27 protein-coding genes are annotated in these 26,351 nt (G+C 61.3%); 10 read left to right on the top strand and 17 right to left on the bottom strand.

Features of this window, described 5'->3' with window-relative positions; translation table 11 throughout:
• Positions 1–4: 4 nt before the first annotated feature.
• The 3 genes from SM764_RS07925 (at position 5) to SM764_RS07915 (ending at position 2,734) form a co-directional block, all read left to right on the top strand.
• Positions 5–529 (top strand): hypothetical protein, encoded by a 525-nt coding sequence (locus SM764_RS07925; protein ID WP_369001463.1) that lies wholly within the window; start codon positions 5–7, stop codon positions 527–529.
• A 1,054-nt stretch (positions 530–1,583) separates the two neighbouring features.
• Positions 1,584–2,000 (top strand): PaaI family thioesterase, encoded by a 417-nt coding sequence (locus SM764_RS07920; protein WP_369001462.1) that lies wholly within the window; start codon positions 1,584–1,586, stop codon positions 1,998–2,000.
• Between the two features lie 53 nt (positions 2,001–2,053).
• The gene (locus tag SM764_RS07915) at positions 2,054–2,734 is read left to right on the top strand and encodes a hypothetical protein (RefSeq protein ID WP_369001461.1); all 681 of its coding nucleotides are present in this window, start codon (positions 2,054–2,056) and stop codon (positions 2,732–2,734) included.
• Between the two features lie 15 nt (positions 2,735–2,749).
• On the opposite strand, the gene SM764_RS07910 is transcribed toward SM764_RS07915, so the two are convergent.
• The 3 genes from SM764_RS07910 to SM764_RS07900 all read right to left on the bottom strand — a co-directional run bounded on the left by SM764_RS07910 (position 2,750) and on the right by SM764_RS07900 (position 5,277).
• Entirely contained in the window at positions 2,750–3,163 is a 414-nt protein-coding gene (locus SM764_RS07910) for a c-type cytochrome (RefSeq protein WP_274835707.1), read from the bottom strand.
• 124 nt (positions 3,164–3,287) lie between these two features.
• Positions 3,288–3,998, bottom strand: coding sequence for an ABC transporter ATP-binding protein (locus SM764_RS07905; RefSeq protein WP_369001460.1), 711 nt, complete (start codon positions 3,996–3,998; stop codon positions 3,288–3,290).
• On the bottom strand, positions 3,991–5,277 hold the full coding sequence (locus tag SM764_RS07900) for a lipoprotein-releasing ABC transporter permease subunit (RefSeq protein ID WP_369001459.1): 1,287 nt from the start codon (positions 5,275–5,277) through the stop codon (positions 3,991–3,993). Before SM764_RS07900 ends, SM764_RS07905 begins: the two co-directional genes overlap by 8 nt.
• Before the next feature lie 445 nt (positions 5,278–5,722).
• Between SM764_RS07900 and SM764_RS07895 the strand changes: the two genes are divergently transcribed.
• Entirely contained in the window at positions 5,723–6,946 is a 1,224-nt protein-coding gene (locus tag SM764_RS07895; RefSeq protein ID WP_369001458.1) for a spondin domain-containing protein, read from the top strand.
• 153 nt (positions 6,947–7,099) lie between these two features.
• Here SM764_RS07895 and proS read toward each other — a convergent pair whose 3' ends face one another.
• Positions 7,100–8,455 carry a proline--tRNA ligase gene (gene proS / locus SM764_RS07890; protein ID WP_368947043.1) on the bottom strand — a complete coding sequence of 452 codons (1,356 nt, stop codon included), beginning with the start codon at positions 8,453–8,455 and terminating at the stop codon, positions 7,100–7,102.
• A 170-nt stretch (positions 8,456–8,625) separates the two neighbouring features.
• On the opposite strand from proS, the gene SM764_RS07885 reads away from it, so the two are divergent.
• From SM764_RS07885 to SM764_RS07870, 4 genes are all read left to right on the top strand, one after another.
• Positions 8,626–9,990, top strand: coding sequence for an FAD-dependent oxidoreductase (locus SM764_RS07885; protein ID WP_274867212.1), 1,365 nt, complete (start codon positions 8,626–8,628; stop codon positions 9,988–9,990).
• Positions 9,991–10,126: 136 nt separating this feature from the next.
• Positions 10,127–11,197, top strand: a complete 1,071-nt coding sequence (locus SM764_RS07880) for an AI-2E family transporter (protein ID WP_368947042.1) — start codon at positions 10,127–10,129, stop codon at positions 11,195–11,197.
• A gap of 1 nt (position 11,198) precedes the next feature.
• Complete coding sequence (locus SM764_RS07875) at positions 11,199–11,909, top strand: HdaA/DnaA family protein (RefSeq protein ID WP_274828376.1); 711 nt, start codon at positions 11,199–11,201, stop codon at positions 11,907–11,909.
• 58 nt (positions 11,910–11,967) lie between these two features.
• The gene (locus SM764_RS07870) at positions 11,968–13,518 is read left to right on the top strand and encodes a Ppx/GppA family phosphatase (RefSeq protein WP_274840522.1); all 1,551 of its coding nucleotides are present in this window, start codon (positions 11,968–11,970) and stop codon (positions 13,516–13,518) included.
• Positions 13,519–13,589: 71 nt separating this feature from the next.
• Here SM764_RS07870 and SM764_RS07865 read toward each other — a convergent pair whose 3' ends face one another.
• From SM764_RS07865 to SM764_RS07850, 4 genes are all read right to left on the bottom strand, one after another.
• Positions 13,590–13,967 (bottom strand): hypothetical protein, encoded by a 378-nt coding sequence (locus tag SM764_RS07865; protein WP_368947041.1) that lies wholly within the window; start codon positions 13,965–13,967, stop codon positions 13,590–13,592.
• Positions 13,968–13,998: 31 nt separating this feature from the next.
• Entirely contained in the window at positions 13,999–14,994 is a 996-nt protein-coding gene (locus tag SM764_RS07860) for an endonuclease/exonuclease/phosphatase family protein (protein WP_274838647.1), read from the bottom strand.
• Entirely contained in the window at positions 14,975–15,673 is a 699-nt protein-coding gene (locus SM764_RS07855; protein WP_274828372.1) for a molecular chaperone DjiA, read from the bottom strand. The genes SM764_RS07860 and SM764_RS07855 overlap by 20 nt, the downstream gene beginning before the upstream one ends.
• A 64-nt stretch (positions 15,674–15,737) precedes the next feature.
• Positions 15,738–16,340, bottom strand: a complete 603-nt coding sequence (locus SM764_RS07850) for a VOC family protein (RefSeq protein WP_369001457.1) — start codon at positions 16,338–16,340, stop codon at positions 15,738–15,740.
• A gap of 275 nt (positions 16,341–16,615) precedes the next feature.
• Here SM764_RS07850 and SM764_RS07845 point away from each other — a divergent pair, with 275 nt between their 5' ends.
• Complete coding sequence (locus SM764_RS07845) at positions 16,616–17,110, top strand: VOC family protein (protein WP_369001504.1); 495 nt, start codon at positions 16,616–16,618, stop codon at positions 17,108–17,110.
• A gap of 97 nt (positions 17,111–17,207) precedes the next feature.
• Here the strand turns inward: SM764_RS07845 and scpA are convergent, their stop codons facing one another.
• Positions 17,208–19,334, bottom strand: a complete 2,127-nt coding sequence (gene scpA / locus SM764_RS07840) for a methylmalonyl-CoA mutase (protein WP_369001456.1) — start codon at positions 19,332–19,334, stop codon at positions 17,208–17,210.
• Positions 19,300–20,232, bottom strand: coding sequence for a hypothetical protein (locus SM764_RS07835; RefSeq protein ID WP_369001455.1), 933 nt, complete (start codon positions 20,230–20,232; stop codon positions 19,300–19,302). Before SM764_RS07835 ends, scpA begins: the two co-directional genes overlap by 35 nt.
• A gap of 179 nt (positions 20,233–20,411) precedes the next feature.
• Here SM764_RS07835 and SM764_RS07830 point away from each other — a divergent pair, with 179 nt between their 5' ends.
• Positions 20,412–20,870, top strand: a complete 459-nt coding sequence (locus tag SM764_RS07830) for a DUF4174 domain-containing protein (RefSeq protein WP_065270749.1) — start codon at positions 20,412–20,414, stop codon at positions 20,868–20,870.
• Between the two features lie 4 nt (positions 20,871–20,874).
• Here the strand turns inward: SM764_RS07830 and SM764_RS07825 are convergent, their stop codons facing one another.
• The 7 genes from SM764_RS07825 to SM764_RS07795 all read right to left on the bottom strand — a co-directional run bounded on the left by SM764_RS07825 (position 20,875) and on the right by SM764_RS07795 (position 26,344).
• A complete protein-coding gene (locus SM764_RS07825; RefSeq protein WP_065270750.1) occupies positions 20,875–21,375 on the bottom strand; it encodes a hypothetical protein in 501 nt (166 codons plus the stop codon).
• Positions 21,376–21,647: 272 nt separating this feature from the next.
• Positions 21,648–23,693, bottom strand: a complete 2,046-nt coding sequence (locus tag SM764_RS07820) for an acetyl-CoA carboxylase biotin carboxylase subunit (RefSeq protein ID WP_368947036.1) — start codon at positions 23,691–23,693, stop codon at positions 21,648–21,650.
• Between the two features lie 134 nt (positions 23,694–23,827).
• The gene (locus SM764_RS07815; protein WP_065270752.1) at positions 23,828–24,031 is read right to left on the bottom strand and encodes a hypothetical protein; all 204 of its coding nucleotides are present in this window, start codon (positions 24,029–24,031) and stop codon (positions 23,828–23,830) included.
• Between the two features lie 499 nt (positions 24,032–24,530).
• Positions 24,531–24,887 (bottom strand): hypothetical protein, encoded by a 357-nt coding sequence (locus SM764_RS07810; protein ID WP_274828367.1) that lies wholly within the window; start codon positions 24,885–24,887, stop codon positions 24,531–24,533.
• Positions 24,888–24,956: 69 nt separating this feature from the next.
• On the bottom strand, positions 24,957–25,097 hold the full coding sequence (locus tag SM764_RS07805) for a hypothetical protein (RefSeq protein ID WP_165832697.1): 141 nt from the start codon (positions 25,095–25,097) through the stop codon (positions 24,957–24,959).
• Positions 25,098–25,311: 214 nt separating this feature from the next.
• Positions 25,312–25,716, bottom strand: coding sequence for a DUF6497 family protein (locus SM764_RS07800; RefSeq protein ID WP_274832507.1), 405 nt, complete (start codon positions 25,714–25,716; stop codon positions 25,312–25,314).
• Positions 25,717–25,993: 277 nt separating this feature from the next.
• The gene (locus SM764_RS07795) at positions 25,994–26,344 is read right to left on the bottom strand and encodes a hypothetical protein (RefSeq protein ID WP_369001454.1); all 351 of its coding nucleotides are present in this window, start codon (positions 26,342–26,344) and stop codon (positions 25,994–25,996) included.
• Positions 26,345–26,351 lie beyond the last annotated feature (7 nt).

Here is a 26,351-nt window from a genome sequence, read left to right as displayed (position 1 = left end):
GACGATGAAAGAGGGGAGTTTGAGCTTGGATAGTGAAAATCCCTCGGTTCCGTCTCTTCCTGACAATTTTCAAAGTGGCAGTGACGGGTATCAGAAGGACTCAACCACCTCACCGCCTCTAAACATCACTAGGTCCAATGCACCACAGCATCCTGTCGGTGGTGTACTGAATGGGATCGCTGATGCCGAAAGCCGTTCGCTTGGAAACTCGGCTGCGACGAAACTCGCTGCTGCGAGTTTCGAAGAAGTGCATCGCCAGTTGCACCAAGCCAACTTGCATCTAGACCAAGAGCGTACAGCAAGGATCACAGCTGAAAAGGACGTTGTTCGCCTTCAGGCTGGCATAAAATCGAAGAAGACGGTGGACGTAGTTGCAGCCTTCACGCTGATGGCCGGACCTTTTCTAATTTCTCAAGGCATTGACCTTTCCGCTGAAACCGACCTGATCACAGAGGCATGGATGGTAGCCTTGGGGGCCGTTGCACTGGCAATCGGTCTCTTTGTACAGCTCGCACCGTGGAACAAATAAAAATGGATCAGTACCCTTTTGACCTCGTAGATGTATTTGACCGCGGGCAGCCCAATCTTGAAAGAATTGCAATCAGAGCGACAAGTTACGTTGACTTGCGCCACTATTTCCTAGGAATTGGCCTTCGAAAAGACTTCAACTCGTTTGACCCAGTTAATGACAACAATTTTTGGTTAGGACATGGAGTTTTGAACCCTAACGATTGGCTGTTTATTTATACTGGGAAAGGTTTTCCAACTTCAAACAAGGTCCCCAACCAATCATATTCAATTGTGACGCGGCACTGGGGAAGAGAAAGCGTTCTTTTCGCATCGAGCGAAATAGTTCCATTCATCTATACGATGGGCAACATTAACGTTCCTCAGAACATGCGACACACTCCTAACGTCCCCAATTTGAATGCACTGGCGTCTATTCTCGCCGGAGACTCTAACGACGAATAGATCAATTGTTTCAATAAGCTAAGACAACGTTCTGAACTGGCTGAACCCTCGCAGCTATTCCCTGCAACCCTCCACCACCACAAGGCCCGTGCCTGACCTTGGGGAGGCGTGAAGCGCCTTCCCGGGGGGAAGGTCAGGCGCGGGCCGTACCGCTGCGCGCCACGCCCCAAGGGGATACCCTGCAGGCGGTGTATCTTGTGGCAGGTGTTTCGGCGTAGGGCTCCGCCCGTTCTTACCCCAAACAGTGCCCCGCACTGTTTGCCGCTGCGCGGTCCGGGGCGAACTCCCGGGGGGAAGGTCAGGCGCGGACCGTGCCGCTACGCCCCACGTCCCAAAGGACCACCTTGCAGGCGGTGTATCTTGTGGCAGGTGTTGAAGCGTGGGGCTCCGCCCGTTCCCGCCTCAAACAGTCCCCGGGACTGTTTGTCCCTTCGGGATCCGGCGTGAACCCCGGATGTAAGGGCAGGCGCGGGCCGTGCCGCTACGCGCCACGCCCCAAGGGTACCCAGCAGGCGGTGCAACCTGACTTCCCTCCTCCACAGACAGCCTGAAATCACCGTGGCTTTCGCGCGGGGCAGCGGCTAACCTCCGGCCAAAACAGGGAGACAGAAATGACCGCCACCATGACCCCCGCGGATCTGCAATCCGTTCTGGCCGAAGGCTTTGCCGATTGGGTGCAGGCGCTGGATCTGACCGTGACCGAGGCAAGCCCGGAGGAAACAACCCTGCGCATGCCACTGACACCGAACCTTGCGCGCATGGGCGGCATCGTCTCGGGACAGGCGCTGGCGGCGCTGGCCGATACTTCGATGGTGCTGGCGGCCTTTGCTCATCAGGGCGGCGTGCGCCCGCTGGCGACAACGGACCTTCACACGCAATTCCTGCGCCCCGGGGTGGGCAGCGCGATCCTCTGCCGGGCGCAGGTGGTGCGGGCAGGCAAGGCGCTGGTCTTTGCCCGCGCCGAGATGAGCGAAGAGGGCAGCGGCAAACTGGTCGCCACCGCCACAGCCAGCTTCTTTGCCGCCTGAGCGCGGGCGCAAAACGGCTATACCGCCCTTCCTTGCTGCGCTAGCGTGACCTCATGATCCTGCGTCTTTTCCTGATTGCCCTGATCCTCGCCTCCTGCGGGCGCGAACTGACGCAGCAGGAGCGTGCCTTCCTGTCGGACATCCACGGCAGCGACCTGAAGCCGGAAAAGGTGCGCATCATGGATGGCGCGCCAGTGGCCGCGACCACCTTTCGCCGCAAACCGCGCCCGCGCGTGGCCTGCCGAGAACGCATCCTGCCGCCGGTGAAGGACGAGATTATCACATCCTCCCCCGCGGCGGTTACGCTGTTCAACCGGATCTACTTTATCCGCGACTGGTACACCGAGAATTACCTGCCTGCTTATCCTGAGCGCCTGTATCTGGTGGAGGCGATGCTGCTGGCCCATGAGGTGACCCATGTCTGGCAATGGCAGAACCGGGCCCGCACCGGATATACCCCGCTGCGCGCCGCGGCCGAGCATCGCGGCAACCCCGACCCCTACCTGTTCGAACTGGACCAGAGCCCCGATTTCCTGAGCTATGGCTATGAACAGCAAGGCGCCATCGTTGAAGAATACGTCTGCTGCCGCGCGCTGGCGCCACAGGGCGCCCGCACCCAGAGGCTGCATGCCATGCTGAAGGATGTGATGCCGGTTTCGGACCTGCCGCAAAGCCGCCAAAGCGACGTCTACCTGCCCTGGAAAGGCGCCGATCTGCGCGGCATCTGCAGCTGAGGCATATGCTGCGGCTCAGCCTTCGGCCTGGATGCTTTCGAGGTAGGTCATCAGCGCGGCCAGCGGGCGCGGTGTCGGCGTCAGGGTGCCTTCGACCTCAACCGGAATCAGCTCGCCTTCCAGCAGGGCGCCGAATTCCGGCATGTATTCGGCGCTGACCTTGCCGCGTCCGTAACCATCAATCTGCGACAGCACTGCAGCGCGTGGGAACGCACCGTCATGGCGCGCGTTGATCTTGCGCAGGTCGGGCGCATCAAGCGTGGTCTCACGCTGGGCGAGATCACCATTTTCGCCATGGCACAGCGCGCAGTTCTGATTGAACAGGATCTGTCCTTCCTGCGCGGTAGGCATACTGTTGACGATTTCGGTGCAGGCCACGGCAAGCCCGGCCACAAGCGGCAGCATGCAAAGGATCGTTTTGGTCTTCATGGCATCGTTCCTGTCGTTCTGGCCGCAACCGTCTCAGTCAGGGGCACTGTAACCGGCAGGTTTTGCAGCGTAAACCGGCGGCGGCAGAGATGCGCCCAGAAACCGGGGCCGCGTGCGCGCGGGCCTATTGCGGCGCGGCCGCCACCGCCCCGTCCTCCAGATGCAAAACCCGGTCCATCCGCGCGGCAAGGTCAAGGTTATGGGTCGCGATCAGCGCCGACAGGCCAGAACTGCGCACCAGATCCATCAAGACGCCAAAAACCTGATCCGACGTCCCCGGATCCAGATTTCCGGTCGGCTCGTCCGCCAGCAGCACACGCGGCTGGTTGGCCAGAGCCCGGCAAAAGGCAACCCGCTGCTGCTCGCCCCCGGACATCGCCGCCGGACGGTGCCCGGCGCGGGCCGAAAGGCCGACAAGATCCAGCAACTCTGCCGCACGCGCCCGAGCCGCCTTCTGACTGGCGCCATTGGCCAGTTGCGGCAGGACGATGTTTTCTGCGGCGGTGAATTCGGGCAACAGGTGGTGGAACTGATAGATAAAGCCCACATCGCTACGCCGCAGGCCGGTGCGCGCCCGCTCGCCCAGCCCGGTAACATCCTGCCCACCGATACACAGGCTGCCCTCGTCCGGGGTATCCAGCAGACCGGCGATATGCAGAAGGGTCGACTTGCCTGCGCCAGACGGTGCGACAAGGGCCACGACCTCGCCCGGTTTCAAGGCCAGATCGACGCCCCGCAGGACATCCACTTGCGCCGCGCTGCCCCGGTTATAGGACTTGCTGATGCCTTTCAGTTCCAGCGCCAGTGCGGCTGCCTGCGATACCTGATCATTCATAGCGCAGGGCCTCCACCGGGTTCAGCCGGGCCGCCCGCCGGGCCGGAAAGATCGTCACCACGAAGGACAGGCCAAGCGACAGGGCAACGGCCGAGAGCACATCGGGCAGGTTCAGCTCTGCCGGAAGCGCATAGATGCCCCGGATCGACGGATCCCAGACCCCGCCGCCCATCGCGTAGTTCACGAAGGAGAAGATCGGATCAATATAGATCGCGAAGAGGCAGCCCAAAACTACACCGCAAAGCGTTCCAATCACACCGGTAAAGGCACCACAGATGAAGAACACCCGCATCACCGATCCTTCGCTCAGGCCGATGGTGCGCAGGATACCGATATCGCGGCCCTTATTCTTGACCAGCATGATCAGCCCCGAAACGATGTTCATCGTGGCGATCAGCACCAGAATGGACAGGATGATGAACATCACGTTGTCCTCGACCTCCAGCGCGCGCAGGAACCCGCCAGAGGCATCGCGCCAGGTCCAGGCCCCGATCCCCTGCCCCGCCGCGCGCAGAAGCGGCAGCACCAAAAGATCGACCTTTTCCGGGTCAGCCACCATGACCTCGATCTCGTCAGCCACGCCTTCGCGGTTGAAGAACGCCTGCGCCGCGTCAAACGGCATATAAAGCCGGGTGCGGTCGATGTCATAGCGCCCTGCCGTGAAGATATAGACCACCTCATAGGCGTTGATACGCGGGCTGGTGCCAAATGGGGTTTTGACCCCATCGGGAGAGATCAGCTTGATCCGGTCGCCGACACTGACCCCCAACTCGCGCGCCACACCGGACCCGATGGCCACGCCTTCGCCAAACCGCTCCAGATCGCCAAGGATTTCGTCGCTTTGGGCAACGCCAGGAATGGCCTTCAGGTCCGCAGCGGCAATACCAAAGACCTCGACCCCAGCATTGCGCTGGCGCAGGTTGGCCATCACCTGCCCCTTGATCAGCGGCGCGGCGCGGATCACACCGGGCACCTGCGACGCTGCTGCGGCCATCTCGGCGAAGTCTTCCAAGGTCCGGTCGATATTGCCCTCTGCCGTGACCTGCCCATGAGAATAGAGCGTCACATGCGCGTTGGCGCCCAGGATGGTGCCGACAAACTCAGACCGGAAGCCCGAGCGCACCGCCAACGTGGCGATCAGCGCAAATACCGCCAGAGTGATCCCGATCAGGCTGATCCAGGTCATCACGCTGACGCCGCCCTCGGCCCTGCGCGCACGCAGGTAGCGCCAGGCGATCATCCATTCAAAACGTGAAAACGGCGGAGGTGTCGTGGCCATGTGTGGTCCTGCCCGGGAGATTTGCGGACAACCTGTGCTGTCCGGCGTGCAGGGTCAAGGCAAGGCTGCATTGCCAAGGCGGTTTTGGTTTCATGGCTGGCCATCTCGCGACGATTCCGCGCGGCGGCGGGTCCCCTGCTCTCACTCGGGAAACCACCAAGAGACGCTCGCTCCCCACTTACGTAATTCTACCTAAGATTGTAACAATTGGCGATTCATATGATTGCATATATTCGAATATGTCCGAATACATCGGCGCCAAAATTTCGCCTGAAACGTTACTTTTTTGTTTATTTTCAGCATTTTAAATACCAACAAAGTAACCATTTCGTGACTTTATCCCAGGATCACAGCGACGTCAGAGACTGTGAGGGAGCCCCCCCTTGGCATCCCCTCAATTCCCCCAGAAAGTGCGCAAACTTCAATTCAAACTGAGGATAACTCAATGACCGATCTTCGCATCGTCGCAACCAACACCTCTGCCCACGGCGGCACCTACACGACCCCTTTCTGGTTCGCCGCCCACGACGGCAGCTTTGACCTCTACAACACCGGCGAAGCTGCATCGGCTGCTCTGGAAGCCCTGGCCGAAGACGGTAACTTCGCTCCGGCAAACGAAGCGGTTGTGGCCGCAGACGCGGATGCCGTAACCGGCGCAGTGCTGGGTGCAGGCACCCCGCCGATTCTGGCACCGGGCGAAACTGCAACCGCAGAATTCTCCGTTGACGGTTCCTCCAACGGTCACCTGTCGCTGGCCGCAATGGTCATCCCCTCGAACGACGCCTTTGTCGGCACCGCAGATTCGCTGCAACTGTTCGACGAAAACGGCCACTTTATGGGCGAGCAAAACATCACCTTCGCAGGCAGCGACGTGCTGGATGCGGGCACCGAAGTGAACTCCGAGATCGCAGAAGAAGTGCCACTCCTGGGCCAGATGGCTGCCAACACCGGCACCACCGAAGGTGGCGTCGTCGGCGCGCATGAAGGTTTCCTGCCCGAAGGCGAAGGCAACATCCTGGGCGGCACCAACGCGCTTGGTGAACACATCGATGCGGTTGCAGCAGACTTCACCCGCGAGGGTGCACAAATCGCCGACATTCACATCAATGAATACGTTGTGACAGAAGGCTCCAATGGTTTTGACTTCTTCCGTGGTTCCTCCGTGGATGATCTGGTCAACGGCGCCGGTGGCCGTGACGTTCTGATCGGCCGTGGCGGCTGGGACGAGCTGGACGGCGGCGAGGGCAACGATGTCCTGATCGGCAACAGCGGCAACGACATGCTGACCGGCGGCGAAGGTCGCGACATCTTGAAAGGCGGTAGCGGTAGCGACACTCTGGACGGTGGCGCTGGTCGCGACATCCTGAAAGGCAACAAGGGCAGCGACGTGCTGGACGGTGGCGCTGGCCGTGACCGCATGAACGGCGGCCACGATGCGGACCTCTTTGTGTTCCAAACCGGCTACGACCGTGACCGCATCATTGGCTTCGATGCGAACGAAGACACGATCGCGCTGCACATCGAAGGCGTCGAAAGCTTTGACGATCTGAGCGGTCTGGCCACCGACCACGGCAACCGCACCATCCTCGACTTCGGAGAAGGCGATGCGCTGGTAATCAAGGGTGTGACCTTTGATGAGCTGAGCGCAGCAAACTTCGACTTCCTCTAAGCACGCGTGCGCAGCAAGCTTTTCGGTTTGCTGCGCAGCGTCCTCTAGGAATGGCGATAGATACAAAAGGGGGGCATCACTGCCCCCCTTTTCCATTTCAGTCTCGCGTTTGGAGGTTTCAGCCTGGGGCCTTAACCCTCTGCGCGCCGCCGCTCAGAAGCCGCGGCCCGAGGCGTGCTCGGCGTAGATCTCGGCGATCTTTTTCACGGCGTCTTCCGGGGGCAGTTCCACGCTTTCGCCAGTCCGGCGCGAGGTGAGTTCCACCACGCCGTTCTTCAGCCCGCGCGGACCGACCGTAATACGCCAGGGCAGGCCGATCAGGTCCATGGTGGCGAATTTGCCGCCCGCGCGTTCCTTGCGGTCATCATACAGCGGATCAAGACCAACCGCAGTCAGCGCGGCATAGATCTTGTCACAGGCCGCGTCGGCTTCTTCGTCGCCTTGCTTCAGGTTGACGATACCGCAGTGGAACGGGGTCACGCCTTCGGGCCAGATGATACCCTTGTCGTCGTGGCTTGCTTCGATGATCGCGCCAACCAGACGGGAAACACCGATGCCATGGCTGCCCATGTGCACGGGGATGGATTTGCCATCGGGGCCTTGCACCGTGGCCCCCATCGGTTCGGAATATTTGGTGCCGAAGTAGAAGATCTGACCAACCTCGATACCACGAGCACTGCGCTGACGCTCGGCCGGGATCTGGTCGAACAGCGCCGCGTCGTGGGTTTCGTCGGTCCGGGCATAAAGGGCGGTGAATTCTTCCATTACGGCGCGGCACTGGTCGTGATCATCATAGTCGATATTGCGCTGGCCAAGGCGGATATCGGTCACCGCGCTGTCGTAGAAGACTTCGCTCTCGCCGGTGTCGGCCAGCACCAGGAACTCATGCGTGTCATCGCCGCCAATGGGGCCAGAGTCCGCGCGCATCGGGATCGCCTGCAGGCCCATGCGCTCATAGGTGCGCAGGTAGCTGACCAGATGACGGTTATAGGCGTGCAGCGCGTCTTCCTTGGTCAGGTCGAAGTTATAGCCGTCCTTCATGTAGAATTCGCGTCCCCGCATCACGCCGAAACGCGGGCGGATCTCGTCGCGGAATTTCCACTGGATCTGGTACATGGTCAGCGGCAGATCCTTGTAGCTGCTGACATGGCTGCGGAAGATATCGGTGATCAGCTCTTCGGCGGTGGGTGTGAACAACAGATCGCGCTCGTGCCGGTCGGTGATGCGCAGCATTTCTTCGCCATAGGCATCATAGCGGCCGCTTTCGCGCCACAGGTCTGCCGATTGCATGGTGGGCATCAGCACCGGGATATGGCCCGCGCGCATCTGTTCCTCATGGACGATGCCTTCGATTTTCTTCAAAACCTTGAAGCCCAGCGGGAGCCAGGAATAGATCCCGGCGGCGGACTGTTTGATCATGCCGGCCCGCAGCATGTAGCGGTGGCTGACGATCTGGGCCTCTGAAGGCGTCTCTTTCAGAACAGGCAGGAAGTAACGGGACAGGCGCATGTCGCTCTCATTCGTTCAAAGGGGTTTTCAAGCGGTCTAAGCCATCGCCGCGCCTCAGGCAATCGGGCTTTGGAGTGGCGGCAGCGGACAAACCGGATATTAGCCCGGAAACCACTTGAACCACTGGTCAGTTTTGTAAATGCTGGTTCAAATTTATTGCGGAGGCCCAGATGCGCGACACCATTACCGAACCCGCCCGGGAAATCCCCGTCGTGCATCGCACCGATGTGCTTGTCGTAGGCTCTGGCCCCGGCGGGCTGGCGGCGGCACTGGCAGCAGCGCGCTGCGGGGTCGATGTGACCCTGCTGGACCGGTTCGGCTGCTTTGGCGGCAATATCACCGCTGTCGGCGTCGAAGGTTTTGCCTGGTACCGGCACGAGCAGACGGTCGAGGCCGGTGGCATCGGCTGGGAATTCGAGGAACGCGCCAAGGCGATGGATGCTGCCGTGCCGGAAAGCCAGTCTCTGTCTTACGAACTGGACGCCGAAGGCTTCAAACTGGTCGCCGATAGACTGGTCGAGGAAGCAGGCATTCACCCGATGCTGCACCGCATGTTCGTGGCCCCGATCCGCGAAGGCAACCGGATCACCGGCGTGATCGTCGAATCAAAGGCAGGGCGCGAGGCGATCCTGGCGCAACGAGTGATCGATGCGACAGGAGACGCCGATATCGCGCAGATGATGGGCGCCCCCACCATAAAGACACCGGTCGAGGAAATGCAGGCCGCTAGCGTGATGTTCCACATCGCAGGTGTCGACAAGCAAAAGTTCATGGAAGGGGTCAAGGCCGACCCGCAGACCTACAGGGACTGGTCCACCGGGGAGTGGGAGGTGGAGACCTCCGGCAAGGAGGATGAGATGTTCTCTCCCTTCCTCGCCAAGCCCTTTGCGCAGGCGCTGCGCGACGGGCTGATCCCTGCGCATCTCAATACCATCGGGGGCACCTGGGGGGCTGTTCATGACAGTGGTGAGATGACCTATATGAATCTGGTGCATCTGGCAGGCTGCGACGGCACCGACCCGGACAGCATGACCCGGTTCGAGATCGAAGGACGCAAGCAGGCCATGCACGCGATCAATGCGCTGAAGGCCTATACGCCTGGCTGCGAAGGCGCGCGGCTGCGCAATTTCGGCATGACCATCGGCATCCGTGACACCCGCAAGATCGACGCCCATCACAACATGACCGAGGATGAGACCCGCAATCAGGGCCGGTTCGAAGACACCATCGGCATCTACCCGGAATTCATCGACGGCTATGGCATCCTGATCCTGCCCACCACCGGGCGCTATATGCAGATTCCCTATCGCGCCATGCTGCCCAAAGGGGTGGAAAACCTGCTGGTGACGGGCCGCGCCATCGGCGGCGACAAGGTCGCCCATGCCGCCACCCGCAACATGGCCTGTTGCGCGGTGGCCGGTCAGGGCGCGGGCGTTGCCGCGGCACTATCCGTCAAATCCGCCTGCAGCCCGCACGCGGTGGACATTGCCGCCGTACAAGGTGAACTGACCCGTCAGGGCGTGCGCATCCACTGACGCAGACCGTGCAGAAACGCCCCTGCCCTACCCGGTACTCATTTGGCGGCACTTGCCGCTTGGCTGTTGCATGAGGCAACCGCATGGGCAATGACTGGGGTGATTGGCAAACAGATCTCAGAGAGGCGCTTGGCATATGGCACTTCCGGCGAAGAAGCAGTTTCAATACTGGGGCGTTGCTGCCGTGGTTTTCGCAATCGTCCTCTGGGCTTTGGGAGACGTGCTGCTACCCTTTGTGCTGGGCGCGGCGATTGCCTATCTGATTGATCCCATTGCCGACCGGCTAGAGGCCGCGGGCCTCAGCCGTACTGCCGCAACTGCGGTGATTACTATCGGCGCCATGCTGGTCTTCATGCTGCTGCTGCTGGTGGTGGTGCCGACGCTGATCTACCAGCTGAGCGATCTGATCCGGGTTCTGCCCGAAGCCTTTCGCGATCTGCGCAACTTTGCGCAGGAACACTTCCCGTCGATCTTCACCGAAGGTAGCCGCGCGCAGCAAACCATCGCCTCCATCGCTGGCACCCTTCAGGGCAAGGGGATCGAGCTATTTGAATCCCTCGTCGGCTCGGCCGTCTCGGTCGTCAACCTGCTGGTGCTTTTCGTGATCGTTCCGGTTGTCTCGGTCTATCTGCTGCTGGACTGGGACCGGATGATCGAACGGATAGACGCGCTGCTGCCGCTCGACCATGCGCCAGTGATCCGCAATCTGGCCGGTGAAATCGACGATGTGCTTGCCTCCTTCATCCGCGGCATGGGCACGGTCTGCCTGATCTTGGGCGTTTACTACGCTGTCGCCCTGATGCTGGTTGGTCTGAATTTCGGACTTGCGGTGGGGTTCATCGCCGGGCTCGTCACCTTCATTCCCTATCTGGGGGCGCTGGTGGGCGGCGCTCTGGCTATCGGACTTGCCCTGTTCCAGTTCTGGGGCGAATGGTGGTCGATCGGACTGGTAGCCGGGATTTTTGCACTGGGTCAGGTGATCGAGGGCAATTACCTTACTCCGAAACTGGTTGGCGGATCCGTTGGCCTGCATCCGGTCTGGCTGCTGCTGGCCCTGTCGGTCTTTGGTGCGCTTTTTGGCTTTGTTGGCATGCTGGTTGCCGTGCCTGTTGCGGCAGCCTTGGGCGTAGTTGCACGTTTCCTCACGGGACAGTATCTGCACAGCCGTCTGTACCAGGGACTGAGTCACCGGGATTCGAAAAAGTAATATGGCGCAACAACTCAGCTTTGACCTGCCCGCCAAAACGGCTTTGGGCCGGGACGACTTTTTTGTCGCCCCGTCGAATGCCATGGCTGTGGCGCTGCTGGATCCGGGGTTCTCATGGCCCAGTGGCAAACTGGTTCTGACCGGCCCTGCCGGATCGGGAAAGACGCATTTGGCCCATGTCTGGGCCAGCCAGTCCGGCGCCCGGATCGTATCGGCGGCAGATCTGACCGAGGCGATGGTGCCCGAGCTGGCAACCGCGCCCGTGGTCCTGGAGGACGTGCCGCAGATCGCCTCTGACAAATCCGCCCAGGAGGCCCTGTTTCACCTGCACAACTTGGTGCTGGCGAACGGGTTTGCCCTGATGATGACGGGGCGCGCGGCACCCAACCTTTGGGGGCTGAGCCTGCCGGACCTGCAAAGCCGTGTTCAGGCCGCCACACATGCCGAGCTGCAGCCGCCGGACGATGCCTTGTTAGCTGTGGTTCTGGCGAAGCTCTTCAATGACCGCCAGATCACCCCGAAACCCGACGTGATCCCCTATCTTGTGGCCCATATGGATCGTTCGTTTGCTGCGGCAGCCCGGATCGTCGAACAACTAGACCGGCTGTCGCTGGCGGAAAAACGCAACCTGTCGCGCCCCCTGGCGGTGCGGCTGATGTCCGAAGACCGCAGTGTTGCGGGCGAAACCCGGGTTGCCGGGACCGGCGGTTGACCCCGGCCCCACCCTAAACCATCCTAGATTCGAGACCCAAGACGGAGCGCCGACACCCGTGACCGAGGATCCTGCCACCCCCGACGCCACCGCCGACTGGGGGCCCTTTGGCCGCCCGCTGTTCGATGATCCCGATTCAAGGGCGCTGTCCCGGGTCGGGGTGGTGGATGTCGGATCAAACTCCGTGCGTCTGGTCGTCTTTGACGGCGCGGCCCGCAGCCCGGCCTATTTCTACAACGAGAAGATCATGTGCGCCCTGGGGGCTGGCCTCTCGGAAACCGGGCGCCTGAACCCCGAGGGACGCAAACGCGCGTTGGCCGCGCTGCGCCGGTTCCAACACCTTGCCGATGGGATGGGATTGCCCCCCCTGTCGGTGGTCGCCACAGCTGCCGTGCGCGATGCCGAGGATGGCCCTGAGTTCTGCGCCGATGTACTTCGCGAAACTGGGCTGAAGATCTGGGTGATCGACGGTCAGGAAGAGGCGCGCCTGTCCGCACAGGGCGTGTTGTTGGGCTGGCCCGGCTCTTATGGCCTGGTCTGCGATATCGGCGGCTCCTCGATGGAGCTGGCGGAAATCCACGACGGCGAGGTCGGCAAACGCGTCACCTCCTCTCTTGGCCCGCTGAAACTGCGGGACATCAAGGGCGGGCGCCGGGGGCGCAAGGCTCATATCGCCGAGGTCATGGCGGAACTGCGCGAGGAAATGGGCAAGCAGACCGACCGTCTGTTCCTGGTCGGCGGCAGCTGGCGCGCCATCGCCCGCATCGACATGGCCCGGCGCGGGTATCCGCTGAAGGTTCTGCACGAATACCGGATGAGCGCCAAGGACGTGCGCGCCACCCTGAAATATATCGAGAAACGCGACATCGAGGAACTGCGCGCCGAAACCGGCATCTCCAACGCGCGGATGTCCTTGGTGCCCTATGCGATCGATGTGCTGTCCCGACTTGTCAAGACCTTCAAGCCCAAGGATATCGCCGTCTCAAGCTATGGCATCCGCGAAGGGCTGCTCTACGAACAGATGCCCCAGCGCCTGCGCGAACGCGATCCGCTGGTCGAAGCCAGCCGTTTTGCCGAGGCCAAGGACGCCCGCATTCCCGGCTTTGGCAAGACGCTCTATGATTTTGTCATCCCGCTGTTCAGCAATGGGCCGCACACCAAAAAACGCCTGATCAAGGCTGCTAGCCTGCTGCATGATGTCAGCTGGCGCGCCCACCCGGATTACCGCGCCGAGGTCTGTTTCGACAATGCCACCCGCGCCAACCTCGGCGGGCTGAAACATTCCGAACGTGTGTTCCTCGGCCTGGCGCTGCTGCATCGCTACCGCAACAAACGGCAGGGCACCGCCTTTGAGTATCTATACGATCTTCTGGATGAAAAAGGGCAGAAAGAGGCGGAAATCCTGGGCAAGGCGATGCGGTTTGGTGCCATGCTGATGGTCAGCGAAAACGGCGACATCGGCAAGCTGAAATGGCAACCGCGCAAGAAGCACCTCACGCTGGAACTGCCGAAAGCCTCCGAAGCCCTCTATGGTGAGGTCGCCGAGGCCCGCCTGAAATCGCTCTGCGACACGCTGGAGGCAGAGCTGACCGTCAAAATTGTTGGCTAACCCGGTCGCCTGGATAGACCGATTGGATCAACGGATAACAAAGGCGCGCGTCACCCTACGGCTTGCGCCCCTTAGAGATCCGTAATCCCGTTCTCCGGAACGTCGTTCTTCTCTTCAGGAGAGGGCGCCTCTGGCTTCTTGCGGATGATGATATCGCCATTGGGCAGGATTTCCGGTAGCTCGTAGCTGCTCCAATCCTCGACCTCGGCCGCAATCGCCGCCAGCGCCGGTCCCATCTCGGACAGAAATTCCCGCATGGAGGGGCCGATTTCCGCGGCAAGCCCTTCCAGATCTTCCAGCGCCGGGGCCATCTCCTTGCGCAGCCCTTCCCAGAACAGCTCGGCGCCCTTTTCCATCAAACCTTTGCCGTTCTCTTCGCGCTCCTGCGCCGCCACAGGGGCGGACAGGCACAGCAGGCAGGCGGCACTTACATGTAAAAACCGTTTCATGGGTCCAATATAAGCTTCCTGTGCGATGATTTTAAGTCAGATCGATATCGAGGCTGACAGGGAAATGATCCGAGGCCATGAGCAGCGCCTCGCGCAGGACCTCATCGGCATAGCAATCAGCGTCCTCGAACGGGTGCCAGATCCGCCAGCGAGGATTATAGGCCGTCAGGCTTTGTGAAATCATCACATAGTCAAGGCACGCCCGGAAGAACCGTTTCTTTTCCTCATCATAAAACCGCGCGGTGCTGGGCACGATGCCGGGCCGGGGCTTTTTCAGGCTTTCGGCATGGGGATCGGTCAGATCCTGCCCCATGATAATCTCAACCGAGGATTGCCCGAAAAGGCGCTCGTATTCATCCAGACCCGGACCATCGTTCAGATCGCCCATCAGGATCAGATCGTCCCCTGCCGCGATATGATCGGCAATGCGCCGGTGCAGCCAAATCGCCTGTGCCAACTGCGTGCGCCGGTTCTCAATGGCGCGCTGGATGATGGCGTCATGCCCCTTCACCCCATAGGGCGCCTTGGACTTTAGGTGCGCGCCGATCATCCGCAGGGTCTTCCCCCCGGCTGTCGTGACGTTCAGCTCCAGCGGCGGCTTTGAAAACCGCACATGTTCCGGGATGGAATCGGTGTCGAGGTCCAGCTCAAAACGGGTATCGAAACGCGGCGCTTCCTTGCTACTCCGGGCATCGTGTTCGGCGCTCAGCACCGCTGGGTCGTACATCAGGGCGATTTCCTGGTGGGTATCGGTGGCAAAGCCGCTGATCACCTCGTTGGCGCGCAGCCCCGCTTCGGCAGCAAAAGCGCCAAGAGCGCGCACGGTCCGCTGCCGCCGCCCGGTATTGGGCGCCTCGATCACCATCACCGCGTCGGCATCGAGGGTCTGGAACACATGCGCCAGCGATACCCCTTGGGTGTAGCGATCCACCCCGTGCCGCCCCGAGGGCTTATTGTCCAGAATAAGCTGGTCATTCTTGTCGAAGAGGTGTGAAAACCACTCGATATTATAGGTGACCAGCCGCATGTGCCCCGCATCCGTTGATCTCGTCCCAGGCGCGGTTGATGTCGATCATCCGCTTTTCCGCCAGACGCACCGCCTCTTCGGGGACGCCCCGAGCCAGCATCGCATCGGGATGGGTTTCCCGCACCAGCTTGCGCCAGTGCTTGCGGATTTCATCAATCGGCATATCCGCCGACACCCCCAGCACCGTGTAGGGATCCTTTGGCGCATCGGTCACAAACCGCGCGCGCAGGGCGGTGAACTGTTGCGGAGTCTGACCGAAGATGCGGCTAACCTCTTCCAGAAACTCATTCTCGCCGGGATGATAGAACCCATCTGCCAGCGCGATGTGAAACAGTCCTTCCATCAGATCGCAAAGGGTTGCCGGATCATTGGCAAACATGCGCTGGATACGCGCCGCATAGTCCTGATAGCCCGCCACATCGGTGCGCGCCATGTTGAACACCCGCGCCGCGCCTGCCTCGTCATCGCGGGCGATCTGGAACACCTCGCGAAAGGCGGTCACCTCGTCCCGGGTGACCTGCCCGTCCGCCTTGGCCATCTTGGCCCCCAGCGCGATCACCGCGATGGCAAAACCCACGGTACGTTCAGGTGGCGCCCGCAGGCGGTCAAAAACATCCGCCAGGCTTTCACCCTTGGCCAGCGCGCCCAGCGCATCAGATATGCGGCTCCAAAGAGACATAAGAAAAGCCTAATGCGGTTTGCGCGACCTGTCAGGACCACAGGCACCGGAAACAGGTGATTTTTTAACGCAGCAGACGAATACCGTGCGGCGTGTCGAATTCTGCCTCCATGGCAGCAGGTCCGGTTTCAAACACCAACCGACCGTCGTTGAGCGGCAAAAGCGCTTCAAGATCGGCCGCATCGGAATGCGCGATCACAAGGCGCCGCAACGCGCAGCCCTGCTGCTCCAGCCGGGGCGCGGGATGGGCGCTGTGCCATTCGATGAGCGCCGGAAACAGATTGTCAAAAGGCAGCTTGCCATCGGCGGGCACTGCCATATCCCAGACCAGATCGCCTCGGGTCAGCGGCACCGGGATCCCGGCCCCATCCGGCATCCGCTCCAGCAATTCCGGCAGGCCGGTTGCGCGGCAGATCCAATTGGTCAGGCGCGGCATCCCGGAGAAACTATCGAGATCGAACCAGCGCGGGCTGCGTTCCGGCGTGGCATCGGGATCGATGGCGATAGCCTCGAGATAAAGCCCGTCGGCCAGCCCCAAGAGCCGGTTGTGCGTGCCGAATACCGGGTGCTCCCCGCCTGTCTGAAGCGGCACGCCAAGCGCGGCTTCGACATGGGCCGTGGCCTCCGCAAGCGTTTCACCGGCGACGGCAATGTGATCCAGTTCCATGGCTAAGCCCCTGTTGCGACTGATTTGTGTCGTTGTCTTTCGCGCGGACCCTAGCAAATTCACAGCGGAAGGAAACCCAGCACCTGAGCCGAAGGGCGCATAGCAACATCGCGGGTCTGACTGGGGGGGCGATTTCAGCTTGATCTAAAGTCAACTTCAGAAATTAGGCTTGGAATCATCAGGCGCCCTGCCCGGCCTCGCGCCGCGTAGAAACGCGCATCATGACATACAGCAAAGACCCGCGGGGCCGCGCCCCGCCGGAACCGGAGAAGATCATGCACGACCAACTGCCCCCGGAACAATGGGCCGCTCAACATATCCTTGGCATCTATGAAACCCACCTGCCGGTGCGGGATCTGGACCAGTCGCTGGCGTTTTATTGCGGCCAGTTGGGTTTGCCGCTAGCCCGGCGGCTGCCGGAGCGCAATGTCGCGTTTCTCTGGGCCGGACCAAAAGAAACCGGGATGCTGGGACTTTGGGGCGCGGGCAGCGCGCCCCTGAGCATGCGGCTGCATTTTGCCTTTCGCGCCACGAAAGAGGCAGTACTTCAGTCCTTTGAGCGCCTGCCCACCCAGGGCATCACACCGCTTGGGTTCAATGGCGCACCGGCGGATGAGCCTGTGGTTCTGGGCTGGATGCCTGCTGTCTCTGTCTATTTCAAGGACCCGGATGGCCATTCCATCGAGATGTTGCATATGCTGGATGAGGCGCCAGATGCGGATTTTGGCGTGGGTGGTTATTCCGTATGGGAGAACCGGAAGCACCGCTGATCCTGACGAGGGGAAGGCGGCTGAAACAGAAAACCCGGCGCCACGGGGCACCGGGTGTCTCTTTTTCAGGCTTGCGCCAACGCGCGGATCGGAGGGATCAGCTGCGCGCCTCGCGGATCAGTTTCAGGATATCCTGCGCCGCCTCGGGGATATTGGTACCGGGGCCGAAGATCGCCTTGACGCCATTGTCATAGAGGAACTGATAGTCCTGCTGCGGGATGACGCCGCCGCAGATGACGATGATGTCCTCTGCGCCGTGCTCTTTCAGCGCCTGCACCAGCTGCGGCGCCAGCGTCTTGTGACCTGCGGCCTGGCTGGAAATACCGACCACATGCACATCATTGTCGATGGCATCCTGTGCGGCCTCATCCGGGGTCTGGAACAGCGGGCCTACGTCGACGTCAAAACCGATATCGGCAAAGGCGGTCGCGATCACCTTGGCGCCGCGGTCGTGACCGTCCTGCCCCATTTTCACCACCAGAAGACGCGGACGGCGTCCTTCATCTGCAGCGAATTCATCGATCGATTTCTGGATCGCGGCAAAACCTTCGTCGCCTTCGTAAGCGGCGCCATACACACCGGCCAGGGTTTTCACCTCGGCGCTGTGACGGCCAAATTCCTTTTCCATCGCCATGCTGATCTCTCCGACCGAAGCCCGGGCGCGGGCAGCTTCGACTGCGGCGGCCAGAAGGTTGCCACCTTCCTTGGCCACGCGGGTGACTTCATCCAAGGCAGCCGTGCAGGCCGCATCGTCGCGGGTGGCGCGGATCTTTTCCAGCCGCGCGATCTGGCTTTCGCGGACCTTGACGTTATCCACGTCCAGAATGTCGATCGGGTCTTCTTTTTCCTTGCGGTACTTGTTGACGCCGACGATCACCTCTTCGCCCCGGTCGATCATCGCCTGACGACGGGCGGCGCTTTCTTCGATGCGCAGCTTGGGCATGCCAGAGGCGACCGCCTTGGTCATGCCGCCCATTTCCTCGACCTCTTCCATCAGGGCCCAGGCCTTGTCGATCAGCTCATTCGTCAGGCTTTCCACGTAGTAAGAACCGGCTAGCGGGTCGACCACATTGGTGACACCGGTTTCTTCCTGCAGCACCAACTGGGTGTTTCGGGCGATACGGGCCGAGAAATCCGTCGGCAGGGCAATCGCTTCGTCCAGCGCGTTGGTGTGCAGCGACTGGGTGCCGCCGAGGACAGCCGACATCGCTTCATAGGCGGTGCGGATCACGTTGTTATAGGGATCCTGCTCTTGCAAGCTGACGCCCGAGGTCTGGCAGTGGGTGCGCAGCATCTTGGAACGATCGTTCTTGGCGCCAAAGTCGGTCATCACCCGGTGCCACAGGGTACGCGCGGCCCGGAGTTTAGAGATCTCCATGAAGAAGTTCATGCCGATGGCAAAGAAGAAGGACAGACGGCCTGCGAACTTGTCCACGTCCATGCCGGCCTCGATCGCGGCGCGCACGTATTCGCGCCCATCAGCCAGCGTATAGGCCAGTTCCTGCACCAGGTTCGCGCCGGCCTCCTGCATGTGGTAGCCGGAGATCGAGATGGAGTTGAATTTCGGCATCTCGTTCGACGTATATTCGATGATGTCCGAAATGATCCGCATCGACGGTTCGGGCGGATAGATATAGGTGTTGCGCACCATGAACTCTTTCAGAATGTCGTTCTGAATGGTGCCCGCCAGCAAGCTCTTGTCGTGGCCCTGCTCTTCACCTGCGACGATGAAATTCGCCAGGATCGGGATCACCGCGCCGTTCATGGTCATCGACACCGAGACCTTGTCGAGCGGGATACCGTCAAAGAGGATCTTCATGTCCTCGACACTGTCGATGGCAACGCCGGCCTTACCGACATCGCCCACCACGCGGGGGTGGTCGCTGTCATAACCGCGGTGCGTCGCCAGGTCGAAGGCAACCGAGACGCCCTGCTGGCCGGCAGCCAGGTTACGGCGGTAGAATGCGTTACTTTCTTCGGCGGTGGAGAATCCGGCGTATTGCCGGATAGTCCAGGGGCGGCCCGCATACATGGTCGCCTTCACGCCGCGCGTGAACGGGCCGAACCCTGGAAGCGTGCCCATATGGGGCAGCGCCTTGGTGTCTTCCTCGGTGTAAAGTGGCTTGACGTCGATCCCTTCGAGCGTCTGCCAGGTCAGGTCCTCAAGCGGGCGGCCACGCAGCTCTTTTTCAGCCAGAGCCCGCCAATCGTCTGTCTTCGTCATGGGGTCTTCCTCTCGTCAAGTCGGTACGGAGCGGGTTTTGTCCCGCCACCTGTTTTTCCGGGTCATACATTATACGGGCCAGGCCATCGGCGCCCGAGGCCAGCCACATGAGGTCATCAGCGTAACGCTCGCGCAGCACCGCGCTTTGCACCTCGTCCAGGGGGCGCCAGCGACCCTCTCCTTCGGGCAGGCTCCGGGCGGCCGAGGTTGGGATCATGCCGCGCAGTTCTTCCAGTCGCGGGGACGCCGCATGGCGCATGCGGGCGTTTTCGCGTGGCGCCTTGCACCCGGTCAGCAGCTCCAGCTGCAACTCGGGACGGCCCCCAAAGGTTTCAAAGGGCAGCACCCGGATTTCAGTATCCGGCATACTGCAGGCCATGTCGGTCAGCACATCACGCCAGCTGCGGGTGCTTTCCAGCAGCCGGTTCAACTGCCCCGCGGCAGGCACCCGATGGCCACGCGCAACTGCATAGGTCAGCGCTGAGGTCCAGTAAGCTTCGAGGCTGCGCAGGTTCACCGCCAGCACCGACACCCTGCCATCAAAGGCTTCGTTGAAGCGCGCCAGACGCTCTCCGATCCCGCAGTAGAGCCCGGCAAGTCGCAGGTTTTCCCGCACGCTGCCGATCATGTTCTCGTCGCTGATCAGCAACTGCTCGGTACCCGCATCGCGGCTCTGGTCCAGACGAATCCGAAGCCGCCCACGCGCCCGTTTAGACGCCGCCGCAGCGCTGCCCACGGACGGGGTTGGTTGAATGCCGTGAAACAGCCCGTCCCGGGTCAGATCCGGGCCCCAGACCTCCAGCCGCTGTTCGGCCAGCGTGGCGGCATTGAACCGCAGATAATCCTGAAACGAGGTGGTGGCGCACCGATGAGCACCGACATGAACAATTACTTGCATCGCTTTTCCAGTCCTTTGGACGGGGTCCGTTTTTGCGGACCATCAGAGGGAGACGGACGGATCATGCCCTCTTCACCCTCTCAAAGCGGTTAATGTCCTCTGAATTTTTTTCGGCTCGGACACATTCGGCCATCGCATTCGCACCGGCGCGGCATATATTGACAGCAACAGGAGAGATCATGAAACCAATCCTAGCCCTTGTTCTGACAGCTTTTCTTCCCTGCGCCACCATTGCAGCCGGCGCCAGCGCCGAGGAAGCAACCACCGCCGATACCACAGGGTGGATCGAACCGGAGTACAAAGGCGATCTGAGCGATTTCCTGTGGCACAAACGGCCCGTTGTGGTCTTTGCCGACAGCCCCGAGGATCCGCGATTCCACGACCAGATGGAACGGCTGGCAAAACGTGCGGCGGATTTGCTGGACCGGGACGTGGTTGTTCTGACCGACACCGATCCAAGCGCGCGGTCCGACCTGCGCAAGAAACTGCGCCCGCGCGGCTTTATGCTGGTGTTGGTGGGCAAAGACGGCGGTGTGAAACTGCGAAAACCGCATCCCTGGACAGTGCGGGAGCTGACCCGGACCATCGACAAATTCCCATCGCGCCTGCGCGAGGTCGAAGAACGCCGCGGCAGCTGAGGCGTCAGCCGCTGCCGCGCACGTAGATCAGCGCCCCGGCCTGCCGGTCGAGCACGATCATCGCATCGCCATCCGGCACGAAAATCAGCTGCGAAGTCGGGTTCATGATGGCCTGATAGTAGACGCCCTTGACCAGTTCGGTCATGCAGTGTGCCCCAGCCAAACCGGAGTTCAGCACGCTGATCCCCTGCGGCAGATCGCGGGACATGATTTCCTCGGTCAGCGCGTTGGGTGTTTTGCCCCGAACATCGAAATAGACCGGTTTGCCTGCCGAGAGCATATTCATGCCCGTCGCCATCGACCGTGCCCGGGACACCAACGAGCTGATACGCGGGCTTTCGATGTAGAAGACCGCCGCAGTGCAACTGCTTGAGGATTCGAAGAAATATGTCTCGCCCAGCTTGACCCAGGGCGCGATCTGAGCGCGCACTTCCTCTTCCTTGTCCAGCGCACAGGCCGCCAGCACCAAAAGGCCCGACAGCAGACTGACAGCAATGCGGATCATGTGGCGCCTCCGGAAACCCTTGATACCTCTCGCGTGCGGGCTGGACGCGGCACGAAACCACCCCCACCATGCAGGAGCGGTCGCGGGCCCATCGCCCCGTCCGGATTAATCTGCCAGCCAATTCTGAAGAATTCGTGCATGGGTTGTCATACCCGGCATAAAAAAGGGCAGCCCCGGCCTCAGGGCGATGCCCTGTCCGGCCTCGCAGGCGGGCTCGCGCGGCAGATCGCCCCGCAAACCCTCCGGCAAGTATGGCTGCCCCCTGCTGCACCTTATTCGAACTCCATGATGACATCGTCCACGGCGAGGCTGTCACCGGCGCTTGCGTTGACCTTGGACACAATCCCCTTGCGTTCGGCGCGCAGGATGTTTTCCATTTTCATCGCTTCAACGGTGCAAAGCGGCTGGCCTTCCTGCACTTCCTGACCAACCTCGACATCGACTTTGACGATCAGGCCAGGCATCGGGCAGAGCAGCATCTTGGAGGTGTCCGGCGGCAGCTTCTCGGGCATCAGGCGCGCGAGTTCCGCCTGACGCGGCGTGCGCACATGCACCTTCAGATCGGCGCCGCGGCTGCGGATGCGGAAGCCGCCAGAGATCTTGCCAACCTTCAGAACCAGCCCGCTGTCATCCGTCGAAACCCGCGCCAGCTGATCACCCGGCGTCCAGTCCGAAGCCACCCGGACCGTTTCCCCGTCGGCAAAGCGCACGGTAGAGCCGGAGGGATCTGCCTCGATTGTCACATCGAGGGACTGGCCCTGAAGCGTCACAACCCAATCGGTTCCCACCTTGCGTTCGTGGTTGTCCATACGGCCCGACACACGAGTGCGGCGGATTTCGGCGACGCGGTGCATGGCTGCGGTGGCAGCTGCGATGCGGCGCAGCTCTGCCTCGGGCAGTTCGACGCCTTCAAACCCGTCCGGGTACTCTTCGGCGATAAAGGCAGTGGTCATGTCGCCGCTAACGAATTTCGGATGATCCATCACAGCCGACAGGAACGGCAGGTTGTGACCGATGCCCTCAACCTCGAACCCGTCCAGCGCATCACGCATGGCGGCAATCGCTGCCTCACGGGTCGGCGCCCAGGTGCAAAGCTTAGCGATCATCGGATCGTAATACATCGAGATCTCGCCACCCTCGTAGACGCCGGTGTCATTGCGCACTGCGACGGGACCTTCGGGCGCTTCGCCCTGCCATTTGCCGTTTTCCAGCAGCGGGCCAGAGGCTTGCTCTGCCGGGGGACGATAACGGGTCAGACGACCGATGGAGGGCAGGAAGTTGCGATAGGGATCTTCGGCGTAAAGGCGGTTTTCAATCGCCCAGCCGGTCAGTTTCACATCCTCCTGAGTAATGCTCAGCGGCTCACCACCGGCGACACGGATCATCTGCTCCACCAGGTCAACGCCAGTGATCAGCTCGGTCACGGGGTGTTCCACCTGCAGGCGGGTGTTCATTTCCAGGAAATAGAAGTTCTTGTCGCCATCAACGATGAATTCCACCGTACCGGCAGAGGCATAGCCCACCGCCTTGGCCAGGGCGACTGCCTGCTCACCCATCGCCTTGCGGGTGGCTTCATCAAGGAAAGGCGACGGCGCTTCTTCGACGACTTTCTGGTTGCGGCGCTGGATCGAGCATTCGCGCTCGCCGAGGTAGATGCCGTTGCCGTGGGTGTCGCAAAGGACCTGAATTTCGATGTGGCGCGGCTGTGTGACGAATTTCTCGATAAAGATCCGGTCATCGCCAAAAGAGTTCGCCGCCTCGTTCTTGGAGGACTGGAAACCTTCGCGAGCCTCTTCGTCGTTCCAGGCGATCCGCATGCCTTTGCCGCCGCCACCGGCAGAGGCCTTGATCATCACCGGGTAGCCGATCTCGTTCGAGATCTTCACCGCCTCATCGGCGTCCTCGATGAGGCCCATGTAGCCGGGAACCGTGCTGACGTTTGCCTCCTGAGCAATCTTCTTGGAGGTGATCTTGTCACCCATGCTTTCGATGGCGCCCACCGGAGGGCCGACAAAGGCCACGCCCTCGGCGGCCAGCGCCTCGGCGAATTTGGAGTTCTCCGACAGGAAGCCATAACCCGGATGCACCGCTTGGGCGCCGCTCTGACGGATGGCGTCCATGACCTTATCGATCACGATATAGGACTGGTTCGCGGGCGGCGGGCCGATATGCACGGCCTCATCCGCCATCTGAACATGCAGCGCCTGCTTGTCCGCATCAGAATAGATGGCAACGGTCTTGATGCCCATTTTGCGCGCCGTCTTGATGACGCGGCAGGCGATCTCGCCCCGGTTGGCGATCAGGATCTTATCAAACATTGGCAGTCCCTTGTTCTCTTTTGAGCCGGAATGCAGAACGCCGCCCCCGGGACGCACCCGGGCGCGGCATCTGCGCGGTGGTTGAACCGGCCTCAAGGGGCCGGAATGTCAGGGCAAGGGCCGAGGCAATGCGATCAGCATTTGCCAGGGTTTTCCTTGCAGTAGATGAGATTTGCAGCTGTGCCGACAGCGGCGCCGGTGACCGGGTTGCCGTCGAGCAAAAGCGAGCCGAGCGCGCCTGCGCTGGCGCCATAGACGACCTGCTCGCCGGTTGACTGCCCACAGGCCGCCAATCCGCCGCACAGGGCCAGGAGCGAGAGTATCCGTGTTGCCTGCATTGCCGTTTTCCTTTTCTGACCGAATTTATCTGGCCAGAAAAGATTGCAGGACGCCCAACGAGCCGCAACGCGCGGGGCCTCTGGCTGCCGGAATGAGCGATGGACCGCCCGCTTTCCCGCAGCCTGTGGCGGGGTTCCGCGCACTGGATGCACTCAAGGAACAGGCAAATGTTGCGCCGCAAAAAAAGAGGCAGGCCGCGGATGGGGGCGCGGTCCTGCCCATCCAAGTCAAGGGACTGGAACAGATGCGTGACAGCGCGAGCATTCCGTACTGTCACATCCAGAATGCAGCTATTGGCAGGGGTGGAAAGCCCGGTGTTCTGCAACGCCACTGACTGCGCAGCTTCCCGCTGAAAGGCGGGTCCCATGTGCGAATTCACGCCGACGCAGCGCACAGAATCCCGGCATTGACCGCCAAACAGGCGGGCGGACGGACCACCAGGCACCGGGCCTGCCGCGCATTCGCGCAGCGCCGTGATATGGTAGCCCGCCAGAGCCATCAGTCTGCGGTCCCGTCAAAGGCTTCAGGGAAGGACAAACGCGCGACATCCACATCGATGACAAGCAGTGCCTCATAATCTTCGGGATCAAAGGGATCTTCGGCGGCCACGACTTCGCGCCCGAACAGCCAGCTCAGCCGCCCGGCATCAAGGTTGCCCCGTTCGAAAGGCTGGTCGCCAAAATTCTCCCACAGCGCCCGCATAAAGGCTGCATCGGCCCTGCGGTCCGGCGGACGCCGGTCGCGGAACCGCTCACGCTGAGTGATCGGCGTGACCCCTTTGGGGTTTGGACGACGAATGGTGAACTGGAAATCGGTACCCGGAAGACGGCCGGGAAACCCGCGGTGTTTCAGCATGGTGATGCCTCCAGTCCGACACCCCGCGCGGCGACTGGGGCCGGCCACAGGGCCGGACCCCTGACGATGTTACTTGTATTTGCCGGTGTAGGTCGGTTCGACCGAGATGGGCTCGGGCTCAACCACGACAAATTCTTCTTCTTTTGAGCCGCATGCAGCGACGGTCGCCAGCAAACCTGCCAGCGTGAAAAGCTTGATGCTCTTGGACATTTCTGTCTCCTGATTATTGTCCTGAAACCCGCCGAGGGAAGTACCTCTGCAGGGTTCGACCTCAATATGCGGACGGCATTTACGCCGCCCAGCCGCATCATAGCCGAATGACAGGTCTTTTCACATCGAAAACACGCGGAGCGGTAGCTTTGTGATCGCAAAGCCGCAGGCAAAGGTGCACTACAATCGAGGGTCGCAAGATCTTGTAGATACATCAGAAACCCTCCCAGATGCAGGTGTCGCCACTCGGGCGATAGGCTTCGAAATACTGGGTGGCGGCGGGATCCTGCGCACCAAAGGGCACAGCGCGATCGGCAAATGAGATGACGATACGTTCCGGCTGCAGCGCGTGTTCCTGCATATAGGAGAGCGCCAGCTCCTGGCACAGGTGATCCATATCCGCCATCGCCTGATCATGGGTGGCTGTGCCGCCATTGCGGGAAATCTGCGGCGCCACGAAACGCAAGCGCAGCCACAGTGCACCAGGATCACGATCCAGCAGCACTTCAGACAGGGTGACCGGCTGACCAGAAGGTACGGAAATCGGCGCCACTCCGGCCTCACCTGCCGAAGCGGCAGACGCTGCGAGCATATTCAGGAAACCAGAAACGACGGCCACAAAATATCCGCAGCCCCGACCCCAAAAACGATGGGCTCCTCCTGCCGGGGCTGCAGGCGCTGCGCACGCGGCGCGCGCTGTCCTTATGCCGATGAGGCGGATCATGGAGCCGATTCGCCCTCTGTGTCAAACGTTGTTACAAATTTGTGCAAAATGATTTGCCCAAGCGGCATTCTTTGGCGCCGCAGAAACTCCGCACACGCATATGCAGAGTTGTGGGTTATTGTCTCTCCCACGGCTCGGGAAGGGCCACCGAAAAGGGCGCACATCAGGAAAGTCACAGATCCGCCCCCTGCCCGCGCGCCGCATGGCGCAGCCAGCGCCCACGGTTTGCCGGTTTTTCCAGCACAGCTTCAATCCGCTCGGCCAGCACCGGAGACACCGGCCCCAGGACACGACCGCCAGCCGTCACCTTGACGCCATCAGAAGTGCGCTCGACCCGGACCACCGGAGAGAACCCCCGCACGTTCTGCAACGCCCGCCACATATCCTGCCGGATCTGATGCGCCAGCCGCAACGGATCCGCCTTGGGCAGATCCGTGGCCACCTCCACATCGAACCGAGGCGGGCGCTGCCGACAGAGTGTCAGCCCCCCCTCCTCGCGCAGGATATGCCACGAACGCGCCATCAGCAGA

It is taken from the genome of Pseudophaeobacter sp. 1A16562 (assembly GCF_041008785.1).
In the GTDB taxonomy this organism is placed as follows: domain Bacteria; phylum Pseudomonadota; class Alphaproteobacteria; order Rhodobacterales; family Rhodobacteraceae; genus Phycobacter; species Phycobacter gallaeciensis_A.
Note: the sequence above shows the minus strand (reverse complement) of the source record. Positions and strands in the feature narration are given on the sequence as shown.

What these genes read in the sequence shown, in the direction of transcription:
- SM764_RS07925 (WP_369001463.1), top strand. Translation starts at nt 5, where the DNA reads ATGAAAGAGGGGAGTTTGAGCTTGGATAGTGAAAATCCCTCGGTTCCG.
- SM764_RS07920 (WP_369001462.1), top strand. Translation starts at nt 1,584, where the DNA reads ATGACCGCCACCATGACCCCCGCGGATCTGCAATCCGTTCTGGCCGAA.
- SM764_RS07915 (WP_369001461.1), top strand. Translation starts at nt 2,054, where the DNA reads ATGATCCTGCGTCTTTTCCTGATTGCCCTGATCCTCGCCTCCTGCGGG.
- SM764_RS07910 (WP_274835707.1), bottom strand. Translation starts at nt 3,163, where the DNA reads ATGAAGACCAAAACGATCCTTTGCATGCTGCCGCTTGTGGCCGGGCTT.
- SM764_RS07905 (WP_369001460.1), bottom strand. Translation starts at nt 3,998, where the DNA reads ATGAATGATCAGGTATCGCAGGCAGCCGCACTGGCGCTGGAACTGAAA.
- SM764_RS07900 (WP_369001459.1), bottom strand. Translation starts at nt 5,277, where the DNA reads ATGGCCACGACACCTCCGCCGTTTTCACGTTTTGAATGGATGATCGCC.
- SM764_RS07895 (WP_369001458.1), top strand. Translation starts at nt 5,723, where the DNA reads ATGACCGATCTTCGCATCGTCGCAACCAACACCTCTGCCCACGGCGGC.
- proS (WP_368947043.1), bottom strand. Translation starts at nt 8,455, where the DNA reads ATGCGCCTGTCCCGTTACTTCCTGCCTGTTCTGAAAGAGACGCCTTCA.
- SM764_RS07885 (WP_274867212.1), top strand. Translation starts at nt 8,626, where the DNA reads ATGCGCGACACCATTACCGAACCCGCCCGGGAAATCCCCGTCGTGCAT.
- SM764_RS07880 (WP_368947042.1), top strand. Translation starts at nt 10,127, where the DNA reads ATGGCACTTCCGGCGAAGAAGCAGTTTCAATACTGGGGCGTTGCTGCC.
- SM764_RS07875 (WP_274828376.1), top strand. Translation starts at nt 11,199, where the DNA reads ATGGCGCAACAACTCAGCTTTGACCTGCCCGCCAAAACGGCTTTGGGC.
- SM764_RS07865 (WP_368947041.1), bottom strand. Translation starts at nt 13,967, where the DNA reads ATGAAACGGTTTTTACATGTAAGTGCCGCCTGCCTGCTGTGCCTGTCC.
- SM764_RS07860 (WP_274838647.1), bottom strand. Translation starts at nt 14,994, where the DNA reads ATGCGGCTGGTCACCTATAATATCGAGTGGTTTTCACACCTCTTCGAC.
- SM764_RS07855 (WP_274828372.1), bottom strand. Translation starts at nt 15,673, where the DNA reads ATGTCTCTTTGGAGCCGCATATCTGATGCGCTGGGCGCGCTGGCCAAG.
- SM764_RS07850 (WP_369001457.1), bottom strand. Translation starts at nt 16,340, where the DNA reads ATGGAACTGGATCACATTGCCGTCGCCGGTGAAACGCTTGCGGAGGCC.
- SM764_RS07845 (WP_369001504.1), top strand. Translation starts at nt 16,616, where the DNA reads ATGCACGACCAACTGCCCCCGGAACAATGGGCCGCTCAACATATCCTT.
- scpA (WP_369001456.1), bottom strand. Translation starts at nt 19,334, where the DNA reads ATGACGAAGACAGACGATTGGCGGGCTCTGGCTGAAAAAGAGCTGCGT.
- SM764_RS07835 (WP_369001455.1), bottom strand. Translation starts at nt 20,232, where the DNA reads ATGCAAGTAATTGTTCATGTCGGTGCTCATCGGTGCGCCACCACCTCG.
- SM764_RS07830 (WP_065270749.1), top strand. Translation starts at nt 20,412, where the DNA reads ATGAAACCAATCCTAGCCCTTGTTCTGACAGCTTTTCTTCCCTGCGCC.
- SM764_RS07825 (WP_065270750.1), bottom strand. Translation starts at nt 21,375, where the DNA reads ATGATCCGCATTGCTGTCAGTCTGCTGTCGGGCCTTTTGGTGCTGGCG.
- SM764_RS07820 (WP_368947036.1), bottom strand. Translation starts at nt 23,693, where the DNA reads ATGTTTGATAAGATCCTGATCGCCAACCGGGGCGAGATCGCCTGCCGC.
- SM764_RS07815 (WP_065270752.1), bottom strand. Translation starts at nt 24,031, where the DNA reads ATGCAGGCAACACGGATACTCTCGCTCCTGGCCCTGTGCGGCGGATTG.
- SM764_RS07810 (WP_274828367.1), bottom strand. Translation starts at nt 24,887, where the DNA reads ATGCTGAAACACCGCGGGTTTCCCGGCCGTCTTCCGGGTACCGATTTC.
- SM764_RS07805 (WP_165832697.1), bottom strand. Translation starts at nt 25,097, where the DNA reads ATGTCCAAGAGCATCAAGCTTTTCACGCTGGCAGGTTTGCTGGCGACC.
- SM764_RS07795 (WP_369001454.1), bottom strand. Translation starts at nt 26,344, where the DNA reads ATGGCGCGTTCGTGGCATATCCTGCGCGAGGAGGGGGGGCTGACACTC.